This is a genomic window from Bacillus sp. EKM501B, assembly GCF_011800505.1.
Classification (GTDB): domain Bacteria; phylum Bacillota; class Bacilli; order Bacillales; family Bacillaceae_G; genus Bacillus_A; species Bacillus_A cereus.
On sequence record NZ_JAALFZ010000012.1, the window covers coordinates 37,374 to 59,983 of the forward strand.

Genomic DNA, 22,610 nt, shown 5'->3' on the forward strand with positions numbered 1-22,610 from the left:
TTGATTGCAATGTAACTATTATTGCTCTAATAAAAAATTTAAGACAGATAAAATAAAACAAAACCACTCATGAAACTCTAGAGTCTCCCTTAGCAATATGAGGAGGAGTTAACATGAAGAAATTATTAAAGGAATTACTTATAACCAAAAATAACTTGGATGCAGAGAAAGTTTTACGTCTTCCGTCGTATGATATTGCGCAAGAAGTAAAACAGTTTTCAATTGAAGATCAAGTCATATTACTAAATATGATTCCTGTATTAAAAAGCTCTAAAGTTCTTCAATATATGAGTGCAGAAGAAAAATATAATATCTTAATTCACTTATCTGAAAATAAAGCTAAAAAGTTACTGAATTTACAACCGATTGATGAATTAGTAGATTTACTTCTAGCGGTTCATCCGGAAAAACAGGCTAAATTAATGGCGTATCTAGATAAAATTACAAAACATAACGTAAAAAAATTAATGACTTTCAAACCTGAAACGGCAGGAAGTCTTGTTACAAGTGATTTTGTTGCAGTTAGAGGAAATTGGTCAGTAAAAATGACATTGAAGTACATTAGGGAACATTCTGAAAATGTAGAATCAATATCTTATAGTTATGTTCTTGATAGTCATGGTTATCTTGAGGGAATCGTTTCCATACATGAGTTATTACTAGCAGCAGATGAAGAGATATTATCTACTATCATGATGCCAGAGGTAATTTCAGTACACGCTGAAATTGACCAGCAAGAAGTTGTAAAAAAGCTACTGAATTATAATTTAGCAGCAATACCTGTCACAACAGCAAATAATAAAATGATTGGTATTATAACATTTGATGACGTAATGAATGTTATGGAAGCAGAAGCTACAGAAGATATTCAAAAGTTAGGCGGAAGTGAACCATTGAATCAATCTTACTTTGAAGCTAGTATTTGGAGCATTTTCCTAAAACGTCTACCATGGTTATTACTTCTTTTTGTTGCTGAGGCATATACAGGTACAGTATTAAAGTATTTTGAAGACGAAATTGAAACTGTAGTTGCCCTTGCTTTCTTTGTTCCATTATTAGTAGGTACTGGAGGGAATACAGGAACACAGGTTGTAGCAACAATTACTCGTGCAATTGGTATTGGAGAGTTAAAATTTAAAGACATTTTCCGTGTAATGAAAAAAGAATTTGCAATTGGTATGCTTCTTGGACTTGCACTTGGGATAGCTGGGCTCATTCGTGCTTATATGTTAGGAGTTGGAGCAGAAGTTGCGCAAGTTGTAGCAATTACTTTATTATTTATTGTTATTTGGGCTTCTCTTGTAGCAGCTGTTTTACCTTTAATTCTAAGAAAATTAAAACTAGATCCTGCAGTTGTTTCAGGTCCATTTATTACAACATTTGTTGACGGAACAGGATTAATAATTTACTTCATGGTTGCAAAAACGTTATTAAATTTATAAATATACACTAAAAAAATGAAATCCGGAATAAGTGTGTTGCCTTAATTGCTAAAACATAGTGGGGAATTCAGGCATGAGGAAATCAAACACTTTTGTCTTTAGATAAATAATATTTTAATGGATTTATTGAATGTAATGAATGCTGGAGGATAAAACTATGAAACATCTAAGAAAAATCTTCAAACGAATTTTGCTTCTATTTTCTATTTTAATGATTATTGGCGTAGGAATACTATTTGGTACTAGCTATGGCCGAGAGCTTCGTATAACAATCGCTGGGAGTATATTAACTTCTCAGCATCCACAATATGCGAAATATACATTCCTATCCCAAAAGGAACTAGATAAACTGCAAGATAGAATTAATCATCCAAAATGGTCAAACAGTGATGAGCATATTTATAAAAAAATAGTAGGAAAAAGATTAGAAGAATTAAAAAATCAGCCATTAGAAATTGATGTAGAAACAATTAAAAGTAATAAAGATAGTCGCTTTCTTTTCGAAGGAAAGTTAGTAACAATTAGTAATCCTTTCAATGTTAAACTTGTTAGCCATCAAGGAACACAGGGTGCTAACAGGGGAGAAAAAATTAGTGTAATGGCAAAACGTAATCATGCACTTGTTGCTGTGAATGCAAGTGGATTTGCTGACGAAACAGGAAGGGGTGGAGGAAATGTTGCTACTGGAATTGTGATAGAAAATGGGAAAGCTATTGATACAAATATGGATAGAAATGCCCCTACAATTATTACAGGATTAACAAAGTTTGGTCAAATGATAACAGGAAATTATTCTACCCAACAACTGTTGGATAAACAAGTCGTTTCCGCAGCTGGATTTATGCCACAGTTAATTGTAAATGGAGAAAAAATGATTACAGAAGGAGACGGCGGTTGGGGGTCGGCTCCAAGAAGTATTATGGCCCAAAAAGAAGATGGTACAATTATGTTTCTAGTTATTGACGGTAGACAGACACATAGTATAGGAGCTACGTTGAAAGAGTGTCAAGATATTCTATATGAAAAAGGAGCTATAAATGCAATGGCAATGGATGGAGGTTCTTCTGCTACGCTATATTTAGGAGGAAAGGTTATAAATTCACCGTCTACATTATCCCATGAAGATCGTTATTTACCGAACGCTTGGGTGGTAACAGCAAACCAAAAACAAAAAATAAAGATGACAATTGATGGGAGAAAAATAGATACCAAAACATCAGATGAATTTGATGCGAACATTTCAACGAATTTATGAATTATTAAAAATAGAACAAATACATGATTTTTATCTCGTTAGTTGGAAAATTAAAATTATTTTTTAAAATTAGAAATTATTATTTCATATTCATGATTTGCACAATATCAAACGAGAGTGATGAGGATTCCAAATTTACGGAATTCTTATCACTCTTTTTTAGTTTTTTGTAAATATGGAACAATATCCTTACTTTCACTGTCTATTAAGCGTTAAAACATTTTTTATTAAATAAATTAAGAAAGGAATCATCATTTTTAACTAAGGGAGAAGATTGAATTGAAAAAATTATGGATGCTGCTTTTCGTTTGTTTCGCGGTTATGTTGGTAGGATGTAATAAAAACGAACCGCCAAAACAAGCATTTGAAGAATATATCAATTTATGGAATGATAGAAAATTTACAAATATGTATGATCATTTATCAGATCATGCAAAAAAATCAATTTCTAAAAAAGAATTCACAGAAAAATATCAAAAAATCTATGAGGGGATTGGAGCTAAGAATTTAAAAGTTAAAATGAAAGGAGAGAATACGAAAGATAAAGAGCTTTTTCTTTTTGAAGTTAAGATGGATACCGATGTAGGATCAGTTTCATTCATCCATGAAGCAAAACTTGTGAAAGATAAAGAGTCTTGGAAAATAGATTGGACGCCAGACTTCATTTTTCCAGGAATGAAAAAAGATTACAAAGTACGTATGCAAATAGAGCAAGGAAAACGCGGAGAAATATATGATCGAAATGGAAAAGGGCTTGCAACGAATGGTAAAGCGACTGAGGTTGGAATTATTCCAGAGAAACTAGGCGAAACAGCAGCGCAAACGAAAGAAATAGTAGCACAATTACTTGATATGTCTATAGAAGAGGTCGAACAAAAGCTCACAGCAAAATGGATAAAACCAGACTCCTTTGTACCAATTGGTATTTTAAAAGAGGGAACCAGACAGAATGATTATATTGAATTAGAAGGAGTTTCATCTCACCCAGTAAATATTCGTACGTATCCATTAGGTGAAGCAGCGGCACACTTAACTGGATACATAGGAAAGGTGAATGCGGAGGAGTTAAAATCACTTCAAAAACAAGGTTATCAAGCAGATGATTTAGTAGGTAAGACCGGTTTAGAGAAAGTGTTAGAAAATAAATTGCGTGGTGAAAAGGGTGGACGCGTATTTATAGAAGATGAGAAGGGGAAAGAGATTAAAAACGTAGCAAAAAAAGAAGCAAAAGAAGGAGAAAATGTTACGTTAACAATTGATGCTGCAATTCAAGAAAAAATCTTTAATGAGATGAAAACTGAAGCAGGGTCTAGTGCAGCGGTCAATCCTAAAACAGGTGAAACAATCGCACTTGTAAGTAGCCCTGCTTATAATCCAAATATAATAGTTAGAGGAGCATCGAAAGCCCAACGAGAAGCATGGAGTAACGACTCGAAACTACCAATGACGAATCGCTTTACACAAGCATTTGTACCAGGTTCCGTATTTAAAACGATCACAGGTGCAATTGGTTTGGAAACAAACACAATAAATCCGAAGGAAGAATTTAAAATTCAAGGATCGAAGTGGACAAAAGATTCGTCTTGGGGAAATTACTATGTAACGCGTGTAAAGGATGCAAGTCCAATTGATTTTGATAAGGCAATGAAGTACTCTGATAATATTTATTTTGCTCAACAAGCTTTGAAAATGGGAAAAGATCAGTATGTAAATGAATTTAAAAAGTACGGATTTCATGAAAAATTACCAATCGAATACGAACTTCCTATTTCAATCATTGCAAAAGATGGGATAAAAAACGATATTCAACTAGCAGACACGGGCTATGGACAAGGACAAGTACTAATGACACCACTTCATTTAGCATTAACATATGCACCGATTGTAAATGAAGGGAATATTCCGTCGCCACATCTTTTAAAAGAAGCAAAAGTAGCGGGGAATTGGAAAGAAAATGTGGTTTCTAAAAAGAATCAAGAGATATTAAAGAGTGCATTAATCAAAGTCATTAATGACCCTGATGGCGCAGGGAGAATTGCACAGGTTGATGGTGTGACGCTTGCTGGTAAAACTGGTACAGCAGAACTGAAAGAGTCGAAAGAAGCAGACGGAAAAGAACTGGGATGGTTCGCAGCTTTCGATGCAAATGCGCCAGACATGATTGTTACAATGATGATTGAAGATGTAAAAGGAAGAGGAGGAAGTAACGTTCCAGGTGAAAAAATAAAACATGTATTTCAGAAATAATACTTAATTATAAGGTGAATTTTTCACTAAATTTATTACATGTTTGCTTAACTCAAAGATATAAATTGGGGGAAATATAGAACAATTAAATTTCAAAAAAGCATTCTCGATTAGAAAGAATGCTTTTTTGCTGTCATTCTAGAAAAGTTGACATTGTTAATGGCAAATAGAAGGAGATAGCAAATTGAAATGGACAAGTGGAGTGTTACGTTAAATTCAAAAAACAGATTTTCATGAGTAGAATTTTATCATTGTATGCTTTACTTGTTTTTTAGTATTATTATTCTGCTTGAAAAAGATAAACAATGGAACAAATGAAACTTGTATCTTGTCTATATATTGAAACCATAATAAAAGTGAGGGCAGTTTTTATGTTTATTCAAATAAGTTTGAGGTGTGGAAATGGAACAGACGTTTATTGAAAAGTGTAATCATGATGAGCTGGACTATGTTATAAAAGACTATTGGCAAGATGTATGGAATTATTCATTTATTATTACGAAAGATCCACACTTATCAGATGATATCACGCAAGATGTATTTATAAAGGTGTTTAAAAATTGGAATTCATTTCGAAAGGAGTCATCTATTAAAACGTGGATATTAAAAATCACAAGAAATACGGCAATAAACTATTTGAAATCCTCTTATTTTAAAAGGATATCTTTAATAGGATTTTTTAGTGACGATAAGCAATCCCTGTCAGCAGAACAAGAATTTTTTAAGCAAGAAGAAATGAATGATGTGTGGAAGGTGGTATTAGAACTACCTAAAAAGCACCGTGAAATAATTATATTGGATGCAAAATATGAATTATCTTATGAAGAAATGGCTGAAACATTAGGAGTATCCATTGGAACTGTAAAATCGAGATTAAGTAGAGCGAGAAGTAAGGTTTCAAAATTAATAGGGGAGGGTAGTAGTGATGAACAATAAACAAAATCCTGACTGGTATAGAAAAATAAAAAAAGGCCCAATGGAGAATCGTAAAGATGAAGAAGAATTTATTTCTAAAATAAAGCAGTCTATATATGAAAATAATGAAGTGGATTTTGAAAAACATAAAAGACCATTTCGTAAAAAAGCATTACCTATTGTAGTTGTTTTGGTTTGTACAATGTTATTTTTCATTGTTCAACAACCTTGGCTTGATGATAATAAATCGCCGGTACAAAGTAGTACTCAAATTAAGCCTAAAACAAAAGATGAGTCTGCTCAAGATCCATCATTAAAACAATTTATGAATGAACTATATCAAAGTACGAACTCAAAAAATGAAAATAACTTGTACAAAGCGTTAAATGATGAAGTTCTATTTAAAGGAAAGAGTTATAGGAAGGATGAATTGAAGTTTGATGAAGATATCTTTCATGAGTTGCAAGTCGCCCTTACAATGGGGGGAGAGTTTGCAAAAGATACAAAGCAAGTATATAAAGTACCAAGTGGATTGACAGAAAGTAACCAACCAAACCAAGCGCATTATATATATGCAACTGTTACTGGAAATAAAACGAAAATTTTAGCTGAACCAAAGAGAGAATCACAAGTTTTATATGAAATATCTAATGAAATGGTAAAAGCTTGGATTCCAGAAAAAGTGCAAAATGATGGATATATAAAAATTTCGACAATTAACGGTAATACTGGATATGTACAGAAAGAGTACGTTTTAACTGATATTAAATATTCATTTATGTTCGAAAAGAATAATGAAGGAACATGGAAAATAATAAATATAGATTCTATATGGTAAAAGAGGAAGGTTCACTTTAATGAACCTTCCTCTTTGTTTTTATTCTCTTTTTGAAGAGTATTCCAGTACTCTAAAATTTCTGATGTAACGAGAGCGGCAATGTTTTTTTCTGAATTACTACCAGGAATAACGACAGAAACGGCAATTTGTGGATCTTCAGTAGGAGCATATGCAATGAAAAGAGAATGATTTATCATTCTTTCTTGCTCATTCGGAAAACCTGTAATACCTGTTTTACCTGCGACGTCAAAGGGCAACTTTTTAATTTCCTCTATATTTTGACTCATTCCACCTTGCACGACACTCCAAAAGTTCATCGGGTAACGATTTGAACTTTCTAAAATTGGTTTAAACTTTTTTGTTTCCTTACCGTCCGGACTAATAATTGCACTTACAGTTTGAGGTTTATATTTATCACCTTTACTTGCCAAAGTTGCTGCATATTGAGCGAGTTGAAGAGGGGTATGCACTTCATTTCCTCCCCAAGAGGCGTTTAATAAAGCGGAGATTCCATTTTCAAACTTATTAGATGGATGGAATTCATATTGTCCGTCTTCTTCAAAGGGTAAATCAATCCCAGTTTTAGAACGTAGGCCGAATTGCATTAAATAATCTGTCCATATATGTGCCACTTTTTCTATATTTCCATTATTTTGGTTGAATAAGGGCAGAGCTACTTTTGCTGTCATAAATGTGTTAGATGAATTAATGATAGCCTGCCTCGGTGTAATCTCCCCTGTTGGTGTTCCAGGCGCATTCGTAATGTTATTTTGATTATCATACTGAAAAGTACCTTTATCTAAATAAGTATCTTCGGGTTGGAAAAGCTTTTCGTTTAATCCAATTAAAATAGTGAGTGGTTTTATAGTAGAAGCCATATTTACATAAGATTCACCATACTTTAATTTTTGAATTGCTTTATTTTGCGAAAGAGAGTTAATGTTTTCTTTTCTAGAAGATACACGTGTATTTAATATATTTGGATCAAAAACTGCCGTGTTGGCCATAGTTAAAATTGCGCCAGTTTTTGCATCGCTTACTACAGCATAACCAGCTTTAGCATCAGGTATTTTCTTAATTTGAGATCTTAATGCTTCTTCTGCTTTTTGCTGCAACTCAGAGTCTAAAGCTAGCCGCACATCTTTTCCTTTTTGTACTTTTTGAATGTTCCATAAGAACTTTTTATTATTCAATTTAAAAATAAGAGTTTTGCCTGGTTTTCCTTTTAAATCATTTTCATATTGCAGCTCAATCCCGCTTTTTCCAACAGCCATATGCTTTGAATTAAGGTCATTTTCTACATACCCAATTACTTGTGAACCAATTTCGTGTTTAGGATAATATCGAATCCATTCATCTTTAATTATTACATTATTGGGTTTGTTTTTGTTTATGAATGCAAGTTCATTCTCAGTTATATGAGAGTATAACGGTATATCATTCATAGTCTGCTTTTTACAAGATTGTTGTAATTGAGATTTTATGTTCTCTGTAGAAATATCATGTTGAAACTCGCTTGAAAATTGATTAAAAAAAGCTAATGTGTTTGATGTATCTTGTTTCGATAGCTTTTCATCATTAGAAGTGCAATATAGAGACTTAACTTTCTTATTTGTAGCTAGTATTACACCATTTTGATCAAAAATCTTTCCTCTTTCAGCTGAAGAAGTTGCGATAGTAATTGAAATGAAGTTGATTTTTAATAAAATTAGTAAAATCAAACCTACAATAGAAAGAACCGCAAAAAATCTCCATCTTTTTGTATGTAACATATAACCCTCCCTTATGTAGCCTATTTCATCTTATATTTAATTATTTTTTTTGTAAATGTGGAACAACTTTATTGTTTAGGTTGTCTATTAAGTATTAAAGCATGAAGAAAGGAATAATTAGCATGAAAATTTACTAGCAAGTCTATATGTAAGTTTAATAAGAGTCATTATACAGTTTAGCACTTCTAATGCAAGCGGCAAAAAAATAGAGAGAAAACAAGAAGGGAGAGTTATTAATGCCGTAGCTAAACGAAAAAGAATGGATGCTTACAAGGATTAAGCAAAAAATTGAGGCGATATTTATAACCGATTAGCGGTATCTAATATATAAGAAATGCTTTTAGTATTTGTAGCAATTTCTGAAAGGATTAAATGGAGGATTTATGAAAGAACAAAAAGGCAAGAAGCAGAAGACATATATATCTATTCGATTAAATATAATGTTCCTTTGCATATTTGTACTATTCTCAGCTATTATTATGCAGCTAGGAAAGGTACAAATCGTTGAGGGAGAGGCTTATAAGAACCAAGTGGAAAGTAGTCAAAATGCAATAACTAGTATTCCAGTTCCACGTGGACAAATTTTAGATCGAGAAGGGAAAACAGTTGTTAATAATAAATCTCTTCGCACAATTACGTATACAAGGGTGAAGGGAATTACGAGTGAAGATATTTTAAAAACAGCAAAAGACTTGGCGAAAGTACTTGAAATGCCTGAACAAGATATAAATAAATTAACAGATATCGATAAAAAAGATTTTTGGATGCAGTTGAATTCGAAACGTGCGGAGACAAAGATTACTAAGAAAGATATAGAAAAGTTTAAAGAAAAGGGTATAGAGGGAAAAGAGTTAGATAAAAAAATAGAAGACTTAAGACGAGGTCGGGTTACAGAGGTAGAATTAGCAGAATTAACAGCACAAGATTTAAAGGTGTTAGCTATTAAAAGTAAAATGAGTTCAGGTTATCAACTAACACCACAAATCATTAAAAAAGATGTAACAGATGAAGAGTATGCGCGGATAAGCGAAAATCTTGCGAATTTTCCAGGAGTAGATGCAACTGTTGATTGGGAACGTAATTATGTAAACGGTAATTTATTTCGTTCTGTATTAGGAAATATTACGAGTAGTGAAGAAGGATTACCGAAAGAAAATTTAGATTCTTATTTAGTACGTGGATATAACCGTAATGATCGTGTTGGAAAAAGTTATATTGAACAACGATATGAAGATGTATTACACGGCACAAAAGAAGAAGTAAAAAATATTACTGATAAATCAGGAAACATTGTTAGCACAGAAATAATCTCTAAAGGAAAAAGTGGTAATAGTTTAACATTAACGATTGATATGGAATTACAAAAGAAAGTGGAAGAAAGTATAGAAAAAAACTTGAGAGCTTTTAAGAGTTCAGAGCCACTGCTCGATCGAGCTTTTGTTGTCATGACGAATCCAAATAACGGACAAATTTTATCAATGGCAGGCAAAAAGATTGTAGAAAAAGAAGGGAAAATAGAGGTTGAGGATTTGGCATTAGGAAACATGACAACTTCGTATGAGCTAGGGTCAGCTGTAAAAGGTGCTACTTTATTAACTGGATATGAGACAGGGGCAATACATCCAGGAGATCAATTTTATGACGCGCCGATGAAATTTAAAGGTACACAAGCTAAGAAATCGTGGAATGTATCCGGATTTGGTAATATTAATGATTTACGGGCTTTACAAGTATCTTCGAATGTATACATGTTCCAGACAGCTTTAAAAATTGCGGGGGTCAATTACGTACCAAATGGCTCATTGGATATTAAACAAGGAGCATTTGATACGATGCGCTATTATTTCAAGCAATTTGGTTTAGGTGTCCCAACAGGTATTGATTTACCGAATGAAATAATTGGACAAACGAGAAAAGTAGATAGTCAACCTGGGTTTTTACTAGATTTTTCTATCGGTCAGTATGATACGTATACGCCGTTGCAATTAGCGCAATATATTTCAACGATTGCGAATGGTGGTTATAGAATGCAACCTCAAATTGTACAAGAAATACGAGAACAATCAATAAAAGAAGAGGTTGGCAAAGTTATACGTTCCATAGAGCCTGTCGTATTAAATCGAATTGATATGAAGAAAGAACATATTGATCGGATAAAAGAAGGGTTTAGATGGGTATTCCAAGAAGGTGATGGAACTGGCGTGAAATATTTCAAAAACGCGCCATATAAACCAGCAGGAAAGACAGGAACAGCCCAAACTGTATATGGTGGAGATGACCCGATTGGTAGAAATGCAAAAGGAGAACGTATGGAATGTTACAACTTAACGTTAGTTGGATATGCTCCATATGATAATCCAGAAGTAGCATTTTCCGTAGTAGTTCCATGGCTTCATGATGATAAAAATGGAATTAATTCTATAATTGGAAAGGAAGTATTAGATGTATACTTTGATTTGAAACAGCAACGTATACATGGTGAAGCTACTAGTACAGGTAGTTCTAAGCAAAATTAGAGTACTTTTCTCAGGGAAGAGACCCTGTTCATATAAAGCCATTTATAAGTAAAAAAATGAAATATGAAATAAGAGATAGAGGCGTCGTAGCTACTATCTCTTATTTTGTTAATAACTCTCATACTAGCTATAATTTTTTTAGTTTGTGGAACAAATTTGGTTCGGTGATTGTCTATTATGTGTACGTATAAAAAGGTGCTAAAAATTTGGAAGGAATGATGATTTTGAAAAATAAGAGGATGCTAAAAATAGGAATATGCGTTGGTATATTAGGTTTAAGTATTACAAGCCTAGAAGCTTTTACAGGAGGGGCACTGCAAGTTGAAGCGAAAGAAAAGACTGGACAAGTGAAACATAAAAATCAGGCGACGCATAAAGAGTTCTCACAACTTGAGAAAAAATTTGATGCTCGATTAGGTGTATATGCGATTGATACTGGTACAAATCAAACAATCTCTTATCGACCTAACGAAAGATTTGCCTTCGCATCAACTTACAAGGCTTTAGCCGCGGGAGTATTACTACAGCAAAACTCAATTGATTCATTAAATGAAGTAATCACATATACGAAAGAAGACTTAGTGGATTATTCACCTGTTACAGAGAAACATGTAGATACTGGAATGAAACTAGGAGAAATTGCTGAGGCTGCTGTTCGTTCAAGTGATAATACTGCAGGGAACATTTTATTTAATAAAATAGGTGGACCGAAAGGATATGAAAAAGCGCTTAGGCAGATGGGGGATCGGATTACTATGTCTGATCGCTTTGAAACAGAATTAAACGAAGCTATTCCAGGAGACATTCGTGACACTAGTACAGCGAAAGCAATTGCTACGAATCTTAAAGCTTTTACGGTCGGAAATGCACTTCCTGCTGAAAAACGTAAAATTCTTACAGAGTGGATGAAAGGAAATGCTACAGGTGACAAACTTATTCGTGCAGGCGTACCAACTGACTGGGTAGTTGGAGATAAATCAGGTGCTGGCAGTTACGGGATAAGAAATGATATTGCTATCGTTTGGCCTCCAAATAGAGCACCAATTATCATCGCAATTTTATCTAGTAAAGATGAGAAAGAGGCAACCTATGATAATCAACTCATTGCAGAGGCAACTAAAGTTATAGTTAAGGCTCTTAAATAGTATTTTAGTTTTCGCATTTTTAACATGAAAGTATTAAAAGTATAAAGTTAGAAAACGACTCTTTTCTTGTGATAAGAGTCGTTTTTGTATTCTTATTATTAAAAAGGTAAAAGTAAAAATATAACGAATATATATGACATATCTCATACGAAATTTCATGTACTGTATTATTTTATTAATTTAAATAAATTTCAAGAAAGTATAATATAATTCAGTTAGCATATAGAAGTGTTTGATGAGAATGTAAAGGAGAAAATATGAAAAAGAAAATTAATAGAATTGTAATGATTATTTGTATATTAGTAGGTTTTACAATCTTTTTATATTTACAGAACAATTTAATAAGTATAACTGAGGTTAAAATAACCTCTAGTAAAATACCATCCTCTTTTAAAGGGTATAAAATTCTACAAATTTCAGACTTACACAATAAAAAATTTGGCGATAATCAAGATGTGTTAATTCAAAAAATAAAAAGTATAGACCCAGATATTATTACGATTACGGGTGATTTAATTGACAGTAAATCATACGATGCAGAAGTTAGTATGCAATTAATACGAGAAATGGTAAAGAAGTATCCTGTATATTTTGTGACAGGAAACCATGAACAATGGTCTGGAAAGTATAACAGTTTAGAAAAAGAGTTGAAGAAATATGGTGTCAATATTTTAAGAAATGAACATGTAGGCATTCGAAAGGGTGAGCAAGAGATAAACTTGCTAGGTATTGATGATCCAGAGTTTGGTACTGGAAACCGTGATGAAGGAAATATTATAATAGATGAAATTAAAAAAGCAAAAATTGAAATGCAGCCAGATAGATATAATGTATTATTATCCCATAGGCCTGAATTTATAAAGGAATATACGAATGAGAGGTTGGATTTGGTTTTATCGGGACATGCTCATGGAGGGCAAGTTAGATTGCCATTTATCGGTGGATTAGTTGCTCCAAATCAAGGTGTTTTACCTAAATATACAGCAGGTTTATATGTAGAACAAAATACATCAATGGTAGTGAGTAGAGGATTAGGAAATAGTATCATTCCGCAAAGAATTTTGAATAGGCCAGAGATTGTAGTCGTGCAGTTAAATTAAGCTGTACGATTTTTTTATACAAAAGTGAGTAAAGAGATTTTATGTATTTTACAGGAGTTAACATTACAATTTTGTTAAAAATTTTCTACGTTACATAAAGTAACAAAATTTGACCCTGATTGTTTGTTATAGTGTAAATAATCAAAAAACTTAAAATTTGTCGAGTGAAAATTGTGATAAGTAATTCATGTAAAAAACTTAAAGGGGTGTACACATGCATAAAGAATATGAAATTGAAGAATACACGGCGATTGAGGAACAAATACATTATTATTGTAAATGTTTATTAGTAAGTCATCCTGATCAAATAATAAAGTATTTAGAAAAAAGGTTAGAAAAATATGCAGAAACATTACAATATGCACATTTATATCCTGACACAGTTATTTTACCGTTACAGCAATTAGTTATTGAATATTCTTTAGATGTTGCTAGAATTCGGAAGTATATGAATTTAAAAACGTAAAGTGAAATTTATAGTTTAAATGAAACAGAGTCGACTTTAGGAAATGAAATTCTAATGTCGACTCTGTTTCATTGTTTAATATCGTTGATTGAACATACATACTAATCAATGAAGTTTGACATATAATTAAGCAAGGGTAAAATAAAAGTGAGTACTCACTCATTTTATTGGAAAAGGAGGATGAAACGTGCAACAACCTTCCATTATTTTACGGACTGTATCAAAAAGTTTTGGGAAAAAAGAAGTGTTACACAATCTTTCATTGCAAGTTGAAAAAGCAGAAATTTTTGGTTTTGTTGGACCTTCTGGATCGGGGAAAACAACGCTCATTAAAATGATTGCAGGTATTAATGAGGCAACGAAAGGTGAAGTGCTTGTTAATAATACTAATATGCCTAATTTAAATGAAATGAAAAGAATTGGTTATATGGCCCAGGCGGATGCATTATACGAAGAATTGTCAGCATATGAAAATGCAGATTTTATAGCAACGATGTATGGACTAAAGGGAAAACGTAAAAAGACAAGAATTGCAGAGGTTTTTGAACTTGTACAATTGTCTCAGTATATGAAAAAGCAAGTACAACAATTTTCAGGTGGAATGAAAAAACGCTTATCATTAGCAATAGCGCTCCTTCACGAACCAGAAATATTAATTTTAGATGAGCCTACAGTGGGGATAGATCCGCTTCTTAGAAAAACGATTTGGGAAAAATTTTATGATCTTAAAAAGAAAGGCACAACGATTATTGTAACGACGCACATTATGGATGAAGCTGAATTTTGTGAGCGTCTAGGGTTAATTAGAGAAGGGAAACTAGTTGCGGTTGGAACAACTGAAGAATTGAAAAAACGCGTGTCCTCTGGACGGATTGAAGATGTCTTTTTGCTGGAAGAGGTGGCTCCATCATGAGAGTTACTGGTGTAATCATTCGTATTATCCGTCAATTTTTTCGAGATAAGCGTTCGTTAGCAATGATGTTTGGAGCACCGATGTTATTACTTTGGCTTTTGTCACTAGTGTTTACACAGAAAGACTATATACCGCAAATTGCTGTTGTTGATATGCCCGCTCAAATAGTAAAAATGATGAAAAATCAAGAAGCGTCAATTTATGAATACAGTAAGGAAAAGGCGATTTCTGAGTTGGAAAAACAAAAGGTAGATGCAGTATTTCGTATAGAGAATGGAAAAATGAAACTTCTGTTGGAAGGTAGTGATTCGTCAAAAAATCGTGCTGTACTTCAAGTATTGCAAAAAAGCACAGAGAAGAATGATGTATCGATTATGAAACCTGAAGTAAATTATTTACATGGCTCTAAAGACTTTACGATGTTTGATGGGCTTGGTCCTGTATTAATTGGTTTCTTTACATTTTTCTTTGTATTTATATTATCAGGTGTATCTTTCGTAAGAGAACGTTTAAGTGGTACGCTAGAAAGGTTATTATCCACCCCAGTAAGAAGATGGGAGATAGTCGCAGGTTATATTATTGGTTTTGGAATCTTTGCCTTTATACAATCCATTATTATCGTAAGCTTTTCCGTTTATATTTTAGATTTATACGTAGCTGGCTCCATATGGCTAACGCTACTTATTACATGTATGCTCTCTTTAACTGCACTAACATTAGGTACGTTTTTATCGGCATACGCAAATAATGAATTTCAAATGATTCAATTTATACCGCTTGTTATTGTGCCACAAATCTTCTTTTCTGGATTGTTTCCAATGGAATCTATGAATAAGTGGCTACAAATGTTAGGGAAAGTATTTCCACTCACATACGGCGCTGACGCAATGAGACAAGTGATGATTCGGAATCAAGGGTTTACAGAGATTGCATTAGATCTTACTGTATTATTACTTTTTTCACTATTATTTGCAGTAGGAAATGTATTTGCTTTAAAGAAACATCGCAAAATATAATAATGACAAAAAGGAGCTTTATAAATGCAGAAGGATTGGCTGGAGGAATTAATAGCTGCAACTAATACGGATAAACGAAATGAACGTCAAATGCGAATATTAGAGGCGGCTGTTGATATGTTTGGAGAAAAAGGATACGCTTCAACTTCAACAAGTGAAATTGCAAAGCGTGCTGGTGTAGCGGAAGGAACCATCTTCCGCTACTATAAGACGAAAAAAGATTTATTACTAGCGGTCGTAATGCCAACTTTAACTAAGTTCGCTGCACCATTTTTCGTACAAACCTTTGCAAAAGAAATATTTAAATCAGAGTATGAATCGTATGAAGGACTTTTAAGGGTTGTAATTCATAATAGATTTAAATTTGCTCAAAAACACTTTCCTATGATAAAAATATTAATTCAAGAAGTACCATTTCAACCAGAACTAAAAAATGAAATACAGCAATTAGTAGAAACAGAACTGTTTTCACATTTCAAAAAGTTGATTGTGAAATTTCAAGAAGAAGGAGAGATTATTGAGATACCACCATCTTCCGTACTACGTCTTACTTTATCAGCTGTATTAGGTTTATTATTAACACGATTTTTATTATTACCTGAAGAAAAATGGAATGATGAAGCAGAAATTGAAAATACGATTCAATTTATATTGTATGGATTAACTCCACGAATTTAATCGTCGAAGTGTGAATTACATATATTACTTTTTAAGTAAAAATAAATCGCCTTTAAAAAGGCGATTTATTTTCGTTATATATTTTTGATAAATAAGTACTTGTTTATTAAAAACATTCTAAATCAGCGTGTTTCTTTGTCTCTTCTTCTAAGACCTAATAATCCTGCTAGTCCTAATAAACCAAGCCAAGCCCAATTATTATTTCTATCACGATTATCATTTAAATCATTTGTTGTATTTACATTTCGAGTTCTTACATCATTATTAACTCTGTCTAAATTATTGTCATTTACTCGAGTTGAAATATCAGTGTTATTCACTCTATTCATATTATTTCCATCGTATTCAGCTTGCGCAGATGTACCTAAAAACATAATAGAGAGTGCTAAAACACTTAAAATAGATGATAATTTCTTTTTCATAACAATTCCCTCCTTTCTTAATCATTAATTTCTCCGGAGCATCTGTGTATTATTCATTTCACAATATCTAAACCAGTATAATAGGGCGCACATTTATTGAAAATAGAGTTGAATGATTGTTAATATATTATTGGATATATATTTCTCATAAAAATAAATGAATCAAACTTTGCTTAAAATGTTAATCTTAGTACAATTTATAGTATACGGACTAGCACTAAGGAGGTAATGAGATGCGACAATTTGCAAAACCTACAATCGTCGTAAGTAAATGTTTAGAATTTGATGCTTGTCGATATAATGGAGAGATGATTCCAGATGTAACAATACGAAATTTGCAGCCATTTGTTACATTTATACCTGTTTGTCCAGAAGTGGAGATTGGATTGGGAACTCCTCGTGAAACGATACGAATTGTAGAAGAAAATGGTGAGAACAGACTTGTGCAACCGTCGACACGAGAAGATGTAACTGAAAAAATGGAGCAGTTTTCAAATGACTTTTTACAAACGATATCGGATGTGGATGGTTTTATTTTAAAGAATCGTTCACCAAGTTGTGGTACGCGTGATGTGAAAATTTATTCTGGTTTTGAAAAAGCGCCAGCAAAGGGAAAAGGATCGGGCTTATTTGGCGGAGCAGTAGTAAAAAAATTTTCGCATCTTCCTATTGAAGAGGAAGGCAGATTGTCGAATTTTATTATTAGAGAGCATTTCTTTACAAGACTATTTACAATCGCATATTACAAAATGATTAAACATAATAAAAATATGAAAGACCTTGTATCGTTTCAGTCGGACAATAAATATTTATTTATGGCATATAATCAAGTGAAACAAAAGGAATTAGGGCGTATAATTGCAAATCACAAAAATGAAAAGATTGAAGTTGTATTTGAAAACTATGAGAAGACTTTATATGAATTATTTATGCGCACCCCCCGCTATACATCGAATGTAAATGTATGCGAGCACATTTTTGGATACTTTAAAACAAAGCTAAAAAAACAAGAAAAAGATCATTTTATAGAACTGTTACAAAAGTATGCAGAAAAGAAAATACCACTTAGTAGTTTACTTACAATTTTAAAATCATGGGCCATTCGATTTGATGAAAAGTATTTATTAAGACAAACGTATTTCGAACCATACCCTGAAGCATTAGTAGAAATTTCTGATTCGGGAAAAGGTAGAGATTATTAAACAATAAATTACATAATTCGACACAAAATATCCTATGTTGTTGTAGAACAATGTAGGAATTTTTTTGTGCATTAGTACAGAATCTGTTTTAAAATTAAGTTATGACAGAATTATAGCAATTGTCTAACTAATATTCTTGTCTTTTAAGTTGTTATGTTTGTAGTAGAAACTCGCACGCTGTCGAAACTCAATATTCGATAAGGGGTGTGTAGCGGAATGGAATTTACTCTAACTCGCGAAAAACAAATGATTAAAGAAATGGTACGTGACTTTGCTGAAAAGGAAATCGCACCGAAAGCTGTATATTATGACAAAACTGCAGAGTTTCCATATGAAACATTTCAAAAAATGGGCGAACTAGGATTATTAGGCATCCCATTCCCAGAAGAGTATGGAGGTTCAGGTGGCGATACTGTATCGTATGCGTTAGCAGTTGAAGAAATTGGTCGCGCTTGTGGTGGCACTGGTTTAAGCTATGCTGCAACAATTTCATTAGGTGCTTCTCCAATTTATTATTTCGGTACAGAAGAACAAAAACAAAAGTATTTAGTTCCAATGGCGTCAGGTAAAACATTAGGTGCCTTCGGATTAACGGAGCCGAATGCTGGATCAGATGCAGGTGGTACTCAAACGAAAGCGGTACTAGATGGCGATGAGTATGTAATCAGTGGTGAGAAGTGTTGGATTACAAACGCAGAGTATGCAAATACCATTATTGTAACCGCTGTCAACGGTGTTGAAGAGAATGGTAGAAAACGCATTTCAGCATTTATCGTACCTACTACTAGTGAAGGATTAACGATTTCTAGTCCTTACGATAAAATGGGCGTTCGCGCTTCTAATACTTGTGAAATCGTACTTGATGGTGTTCGTGTACCGAAAGAAAATATTCTTGGTGATGTAAATAAAGGTTTTAAACAATTTTTATATACACTTGATGGAGGACGTATTTCAATCGCAGCATTGGCAGTTGGTATTGCGCAATCAGCCTTTGAACGTGCATTGCAATATGCGAAAGAACGTCAACAATTTGGAAAGTCAATCTCTAATTTCCAAGCGATTCAATTTAAATTAGCTGATATGGCGACTGAAGTAGAGCTAGCACGCAATTTAGTACATAAAGCAGCTTGGTTAAAAGATAACGATAAACCTTTCGGTAAAGAAGCGGCAATGGCAAAACTATTTGCATCGGAAGCGGCAAGCCGTATTGCGAATCAAGCAGTACAGATTCATGGTGGATATGGCTATATGCGTGAATATGAAGTTGAACGACATATTCGTGATGCGAAACTATTAGAAATTGGTGAAGGAACTTCTGAAATTCAACGTCTCGTAATTGCTAGACATTTAGGATGTAGATAAAAGGGAGGAATCACTATGTTTCAAAAAATATTAATTGCGAATCGCGGGGAAATCGCTGTTCGTATTATGAAAACTTGTCAAAAACTTGGCATTCGCACTGTTGCTATTTATTCTGAAGCAGATGAAAATGCCCTTCATGTGAAAATGGCAAATGAAGCTTACTTAGTAGGTGGACCGCGTGTTCAAGAAAGTTATTTAAACCTTGAAAAAATTATTGAAATAGCTAAGAAGACAAATGCAGAAGCGATTCATCCGGGTTATGGTTTATTATCAGAGAATCCGTCTTTTCCGGTTCGCTGCAAAGAAGAAGGAATCGTATTTATCGGTCCTTCAGAAGAAATCATTACGAAGATGGGAAGTAAAATCGAATCACGTATCGCAATGCAAGCAGCAGATGTCCCAGTAGTCCCAGGTATTACTACAAATATTGAAACTGCTGAAGAAGCAATTGAAATTGCAAAACAAATTGGTTATCCATTAATGCTTAAGGCATCCGCAGGCGGCGGAGGCATTGGTATGCAGTTGATGGAAACTGAGCAAACGCTCACCAAAGCGTTCGAAAGTAATAAAACAAGAGCGCAAAACTTCTTTGGTAACGGAGAAATGTATTTAGAGCGATATATAGCAGACGCGCATCATATTGAAATTCAGCTTTTAGCAGATACACATGGTAACACAGTGTATTTATGGGAGCGTGAATGTTCGGTACAGCGCCGAAATCAAAAAGTAATCGAAGAAGCACCTTCACCATTTTTAGATGAAGGTACACGAAAGGCGATGGGAGAAGTTGCTGTACAAGCTGCCAAAGCACTTGGTTATACAAATGCAGGTACAGTTGAGTTTCTTGTAGATGATCAGAAGAACTTCTATTTCTTAGAGATGAATACGCGATTACAAGTAGAGCATCCAGTGACAGAAGAAATTACGGGATTAGACCTTGTAGAACAGCAACTCCTTATCGCAAGTGGAGAGAAACTATCATTTACTCAGGATGATGTAAAACGTAGTGGTCATGCCATTGAAGCTCGTATTTATGCAGAGGATCCGAAAACATTCTTCCCATCACCTGGGAAAATTACAGATTTAACACTACCGTCAAATGTACGGATTGATCACTTCTTAGAAAATCATGTAACGATTACACCTTTCTATGATCCAATGATTGCGAAAGTCATTGCACATGGCGAGACTCGTGAAGAAGCAATTTCAAAATTACATGATGCTCTAGAGGAATTAAAAGTAGAAGGTATTAAAACGAACACACCAATGCTACTGCAAGTTTTGGAAGACGAAGTGTTCAAAGAGGGTATTTATACAACAGGCTTTGTAACGAAACAACTCGTTAAAAAATAAGATTTAACAATATTAAGGGGGAAAAAATGATGACGAAAGTATACGCATCGATGGCAGGAAACGTTTGGAAGATTGTTGTAGGAGTAGGAGATACAGTAGAGGAAGAGCAGGATGTCGTCATTTTGGAATCTATGAAAATGGAAATTCCAATCATTTCAGAAGAAGCTGGCACAGTTATGAAAATTAATGTGCAAGAAGGCGATTTTGTAAATGAAGGAGATGTATTATTAGAAATTGAATAGGGAGATATAGGGGGAAGCGAATTGAAACTACCTAATTTTGCTGTCATTAAAGAAGTCGGGCCACGTGATGGCTTACAAAATGAAAAAAAGATTGTTGGCACAAAAGATAAAGTAAAATGGATTCAACTACTTACAGAAGCGGGATTGTCGTATGTTGAAGTTTCCTCATTCGTTCACCCAAAATGGGTCCCTGCATTAGCGGATGCAAATGATGTATTTTCTGAGCTGAAAAGGGATCCCAATGTTACATATGCTGCGCTTGTTCCGAATCAAAATGGTTTGGAACGAGCTTTTTTGCAAAATGTAGATGAGGTGAATGTTTTTTTATCAGCAAGTGAATCTCATAATAAAAGTAATATTAATAAATCGATCAAAGAAGCATTAGTCGTAATTGAAGATATAACAAAACAGGCATTATTCGAAGGGAAAAAGGTAAGAGGCTATGTTTCTACTGTATTTGGATGTCCTTATGAAGGGAATATAAGTCTCGCAGCAGTTGACGAATTATGTAATCAACTATTTTCATACGGTATTTATGAAGTTTCTCTAGGGGATACAATCGGTGTAGCGAATCCATTACAAGTAGAACAAGTATTAGAACACCTATTAAAGAAGTATGATGCTTCGCAGTTTGCAATGCATTTTCATAATACGTATGGAATGGCTCTAGCGAATGTAGTTAAATCATTAGAATACGGTATTACAACGTTTGATAGTTCTTGTGGTGGACTCGGGGGCTGCCCTTATGCACCAGGAGCATCAGGTAATGTTGCTACTGATGACCTAGTACATATGCTCCATAAATTAGGAGTCCAAACGAATATAGACGAAGAAAAGTTATTGAGAGCTAGTCAATTTATTCAAAGTAAGTTAAATATCCAATTACCGAGTCATGTGTATAGAGCGCTTCAACATAAAACGATAAGTAGGTGAGAAGATGCTACAATTACAAAACATTTCAGTTGATTATGTAACACCTCACGTTGTAAAGATTTCGTTATATCGTGAAAGACAAGCAAACTCATTATCTTTAGCGTTATTAGAAGAGTTACAAAACATATTAACTCAAATAAGTGAAGAGTCCAATACGCGTGTAGTTATTCTAACAGGTGCTGGTGAAAAAGCGTTTTGTGCTGGTGCAGATTTAAAAGAGCGTGCCGATATGAATGAAGAACAAGTTCGCCATGCTGTTAGTATGATTCGCACTACTATGGAGATGGTTGAACAATTACCACAGCCAGTTATTGCTGCTATAAATGGAATCGCACTTGGTGGTGGTACGGAATTAAGTTTAGCTTGTGATTTTAGAATTGCTGCTGAATCTGCAAGTCTTGGTCTTACTGAAACGACACTTGCAATTATACCAGGAGCGGGTGGTACACAGCGCTTACCGAGATTAATTGGTGTTGGTAGAGCGAAAGAATTAATTTATACAGGTAGACGTATTTCAGCGCAAGAAGCAAAAGAATATGGTTTAGTAGAATTTGTTGTACCAGCTAATTTACTTGAAGAGAAAGCGATTGAAATAGCAGAGAAAATTGCTAGTAATGGACCTATTGCTGTTCGATTAGCAAAAGAGGCAATTTCAAATGGTATTCAAGTTGATTTACATACCGGATTACAAATGGAAAAACAAGCGTATGAAGGTGTAATCCATACGAAAGATCGAATAGAAGGATTACAGGCATTCAAAGAAAAACGCAAACCGATGTATAAGGGGGAGTAA

Annotated in this window: 20 protein-coding genes; 18 read left to right on the forward strand and 2 right to left on the reverse strand. The window is 33.7% G+C overall.

The features are described from left to right. Positions 1-113: 113 nt before the first annotated feature. From mgtE to HFD78_RS20195, 5 genes are all read left to right on the forward strand, one after another. The gene (gene mgtE / locus HFD78_RS20175; RefSeq protein ID WP_000734819.1) at positions 114-1,442 is read left to right on the forward strand and encodes a magnesium transporter; all 1,329 of its coding nucleotides are present in this window, start codon (positions 114-116) and stop codon (positions 1,440-1,442) included. A gap of 157 nt (positions 1,443-1,599) precedes the next feature. Continuing rightward, positions 1,600-2,697 (forward strand): phosphodiester glycosidase family protein, encoded by a 1,098-nt coding sequence (locus HFD78_RS20180; protein WP_000681825.1) that lies wholly within the window; start codon positions 1,600-1,602, stop codon positions 2,695-2,697. A 279-nt stretch (positions 2,698-2,976) separates the two neighbouring features. Then, positions 2,977-4,944 carry a penicillin-binding transpeptidase domain-containing protein gene (locus HFD78_RS20185; protein WP_000737770.1) on the forward strand — a complete coding sequence of 656 codons (1,968 nt, stop codon included), beginning with the start codon at positions 2,977-2,979 and terminating at the stop codon, positions 4,942-4,944. 402 nt (positions 4,945-5,346) lie between these two features. Next, positions 5,347-5,880 carry an RNA polymerase sigma factor gene (locus HFD78_RS20190; protein ID WP_000438327.1) on the forward strand — a complete coding sequence of 178 codons (534 nt, stop codon included), beginning with the start codon at positions 5,347-5,349 and terminating at the stop codon, positions 5,878-5,880. After that, positions 5,870-6,697, forward strand: coding sequence for a hypothetical protein (locus tag HFD78_RS20195; RefSeq protein WP_001060753.1), 828 nt, complete (start codon positions 5,870-5,872; stop codon positions 6,695-6,697). The genes HFD78_RS20190 and HFD78_RS20195 overlap by 11 nt, the downstream gene beginning before the upstream one ends. A gap of 11 nt (positions 6,698-6,708) precedes the next feature. Here HFD78_RS20195 and HFD78_RS20200 read toward each other — a convergent pair whose 3' ends face one another. Further along, positions 6,709-8,469 carry a peptidoglycan D,D-transpeptidase FtsI family protein gene (locus HFD78_RS20200; RefSeq protein WP_000903341.1) on the reverse strand — a complete coding sequence of 587 codons (1,761 nt, stop codon included), beginning with the start codon at positions 8,467-8,469 and terminating at the stop codon, positions 6,709-6,711. A 383-nt stretch (positions 8,470-8,852) separates the two neighbouring features. Between HFD78_RS20200 and HFD78_RS20205 the strand changes: the two genes are divergently transcribed. The 7 genes from HFD78_RS20205 (at position 8,853) to HFD78_RS20235 (ending at position 16,303) form a co-directional block, all read left to right on the forward strand. Further along, positions 8,853-10,985, forward strand: coding sequence for a peptidoglycan D,D-transpeptidase FtsI family protein (locus HFD78_RS20205; RefSeq protein ID WP_000662990.1), 2,133 nt, complete (start codon positions 8,853-8,855; stop codon positions 10,983-10,985). Between the two features lie 218 nt (positions 10,986-11,203). Next, positions 11,204-12,130: a class A beta-lactamase Bla1 gene (bla, locus tag HFD78_RS20210; protein ID WP_033668278.1), complete on the forward strand. Its 927-nt coding sequence runs from the start codon at positions 11,204-11,206 to the stop codon at positions 12,128-12,130. 257 nt (positions 12,131-12,387) lie between these two features. After that, the gene (locus tag HFD78_RS20215) at positions 12,388-13,230 is read left to right on the forward strand and encodes a metallophosphoesterase (protein WP_000727194.1); all 843 of its coding nucleotides are present in this window, start codon (positions 12,388-12,390) and stop codon (positions 13,228-13,230) included. 214 nt (positions 13,231-13,444) lie between these two features. Continuing rightward, positions 13,445-13,696, forward strand: coding sequence for a hypothetical protein (locus HFD78_RS20220; protein WP_000548621.1), 252 nt, complete (start codon positions 13,445-13,447; stop codon positions 13,694-13,696). Positions 13,697-13,883: 187 nt separating this feature from the next. Then, entirely contained in the window at positions 13,884-14,609 is a 726-nt protein-coding gene (locus HFD78_RS20225; RefSeq protein WP_001187070.1) for an ABC transporter ATP-binding protein, read from the forward strand. Beyond that, entirely contained in the window at positions 14,606-15,625 is a 1,020-nt protein-coding gene (locus tag HFD78_RS20230) for an ABC transporter permease (protein ID WP_001266719.1), read from the forward strand. Before HFD78_RS20225 ends, HFD78_RS20230 begins: the two co-directional genes overlap by 4 nt. 24 nt (positions 15,626-15,649) lie before the next feature. After that, the gene (locus tag HFD78_RS20235) at positions 15,650-16,303 is read left to right on the forward strand and encodes a TetR/AcrR family transcriptional regulator (RefSeq protein WP_001168192.1); all 654 of its coding nucleotides are present in this window, start codon (positions 15,650-15,652) and stop codon (positions 16,301-16,303) included. Between the two features lie 122 nt (positions 16,304-16,425). On the opposite strand, the gene HFD78_RS20240 is transcribed toward HFD78_RS20235, so the two are convergent. Further along, on the reverse strand, positions 16,426-16,725 hold the full coding sequence (locus tag HFD78_RS20240; protein WP_000728151.1) for a WGxxGxxG family protein: 300 nt from the start codon (positions 16,723-16,725) through the stop codon (positions 16,426-16,428). A 233-nt stretch (positions 16,726-16,958) separates the two neighbouring features. Here HFD78_RS20240 and HFD78_RS20245 point away from each other — a divergent pair, with 233 nt between their 5' ends. The 6 genes from HFD78_RS20245 to HFD78_RS20270 all read left to right on the forward strand — a co-directional run bounded on the left by HFD78_RS20245 (position 16,959) and on the right by HFD78_RS20270 (position 22,610). After that, entirely contained in the window at positions 16,959-17,927 is a 969-nt protein-coding gene (locus HFD78_RS20245) for a YbgA family protein (RefSeq protein WP_001248645.1), read from the forward strand. A 216-nt stretch (positions 17,928-18,143) separates the two neighbouring features. Next, on the forward strand, positions 18,144-19,289 hold the full coding sequence (locus HFD78_RS20250; RefSeq protein ID WP_000397282.1) for an acyl-CoA dehydrogenase: 1,146 nt from the start codon (positions 18,144-18,146) through the stop codon (positions 19,287-19,289). Between the two features lie 15 nt (positions 19,290-19,304). After that, entirely contained in the window at positions 19,305-20,642 is a 1,338-nt protein-coding gene (locus HFD78_RS20255) for an acetyl-CoA carboxylase biotin carboxylase subunit (RefSeq protein ID WP_000486742.1), read from the forward strand. Between the two features lie 26 nt (positions 20,643-20,668). Beyond that, the gene (locus HFD78_RS20260) at positions 20,669-20,884 is read left to right on the forward strand and encodes an acetyl-CoA carboxylase biotin carboxyl carrier protein subunit (protein WP_001987345.1); all 216 of its coding nucleotides are present in this window, start codon (positions 20,669-20,671) and stop codon (positions 20,882-20,884) included. 21 nt (positions 20,885-20,905) lie between these two features. Beyond that, entirely contained in the window at positions 20,906-21,817 is a 912-nt protein-coding gene (gene mvaB / locus HFD78_RS20265; protein WP_000775437.1) for a hydroxymethylglutaryl-CoA lyase, read from the forward strand. A 4-nt stretch (positions 21,818-21,821) separates the two neighbouring features. Continuing rightward, positions 21,822-22,610 carry an enoyl-CoA hydratase gene (locus tag HFD78_RS20270; protein ID WP_000939816.1) on the forward strand — a complete coding sequence of 263 codons (789 nt, stop codon included), beginning with the start codon at positions 21,822-21,824 and terminating at the stop codon, positions 22,608-22,610.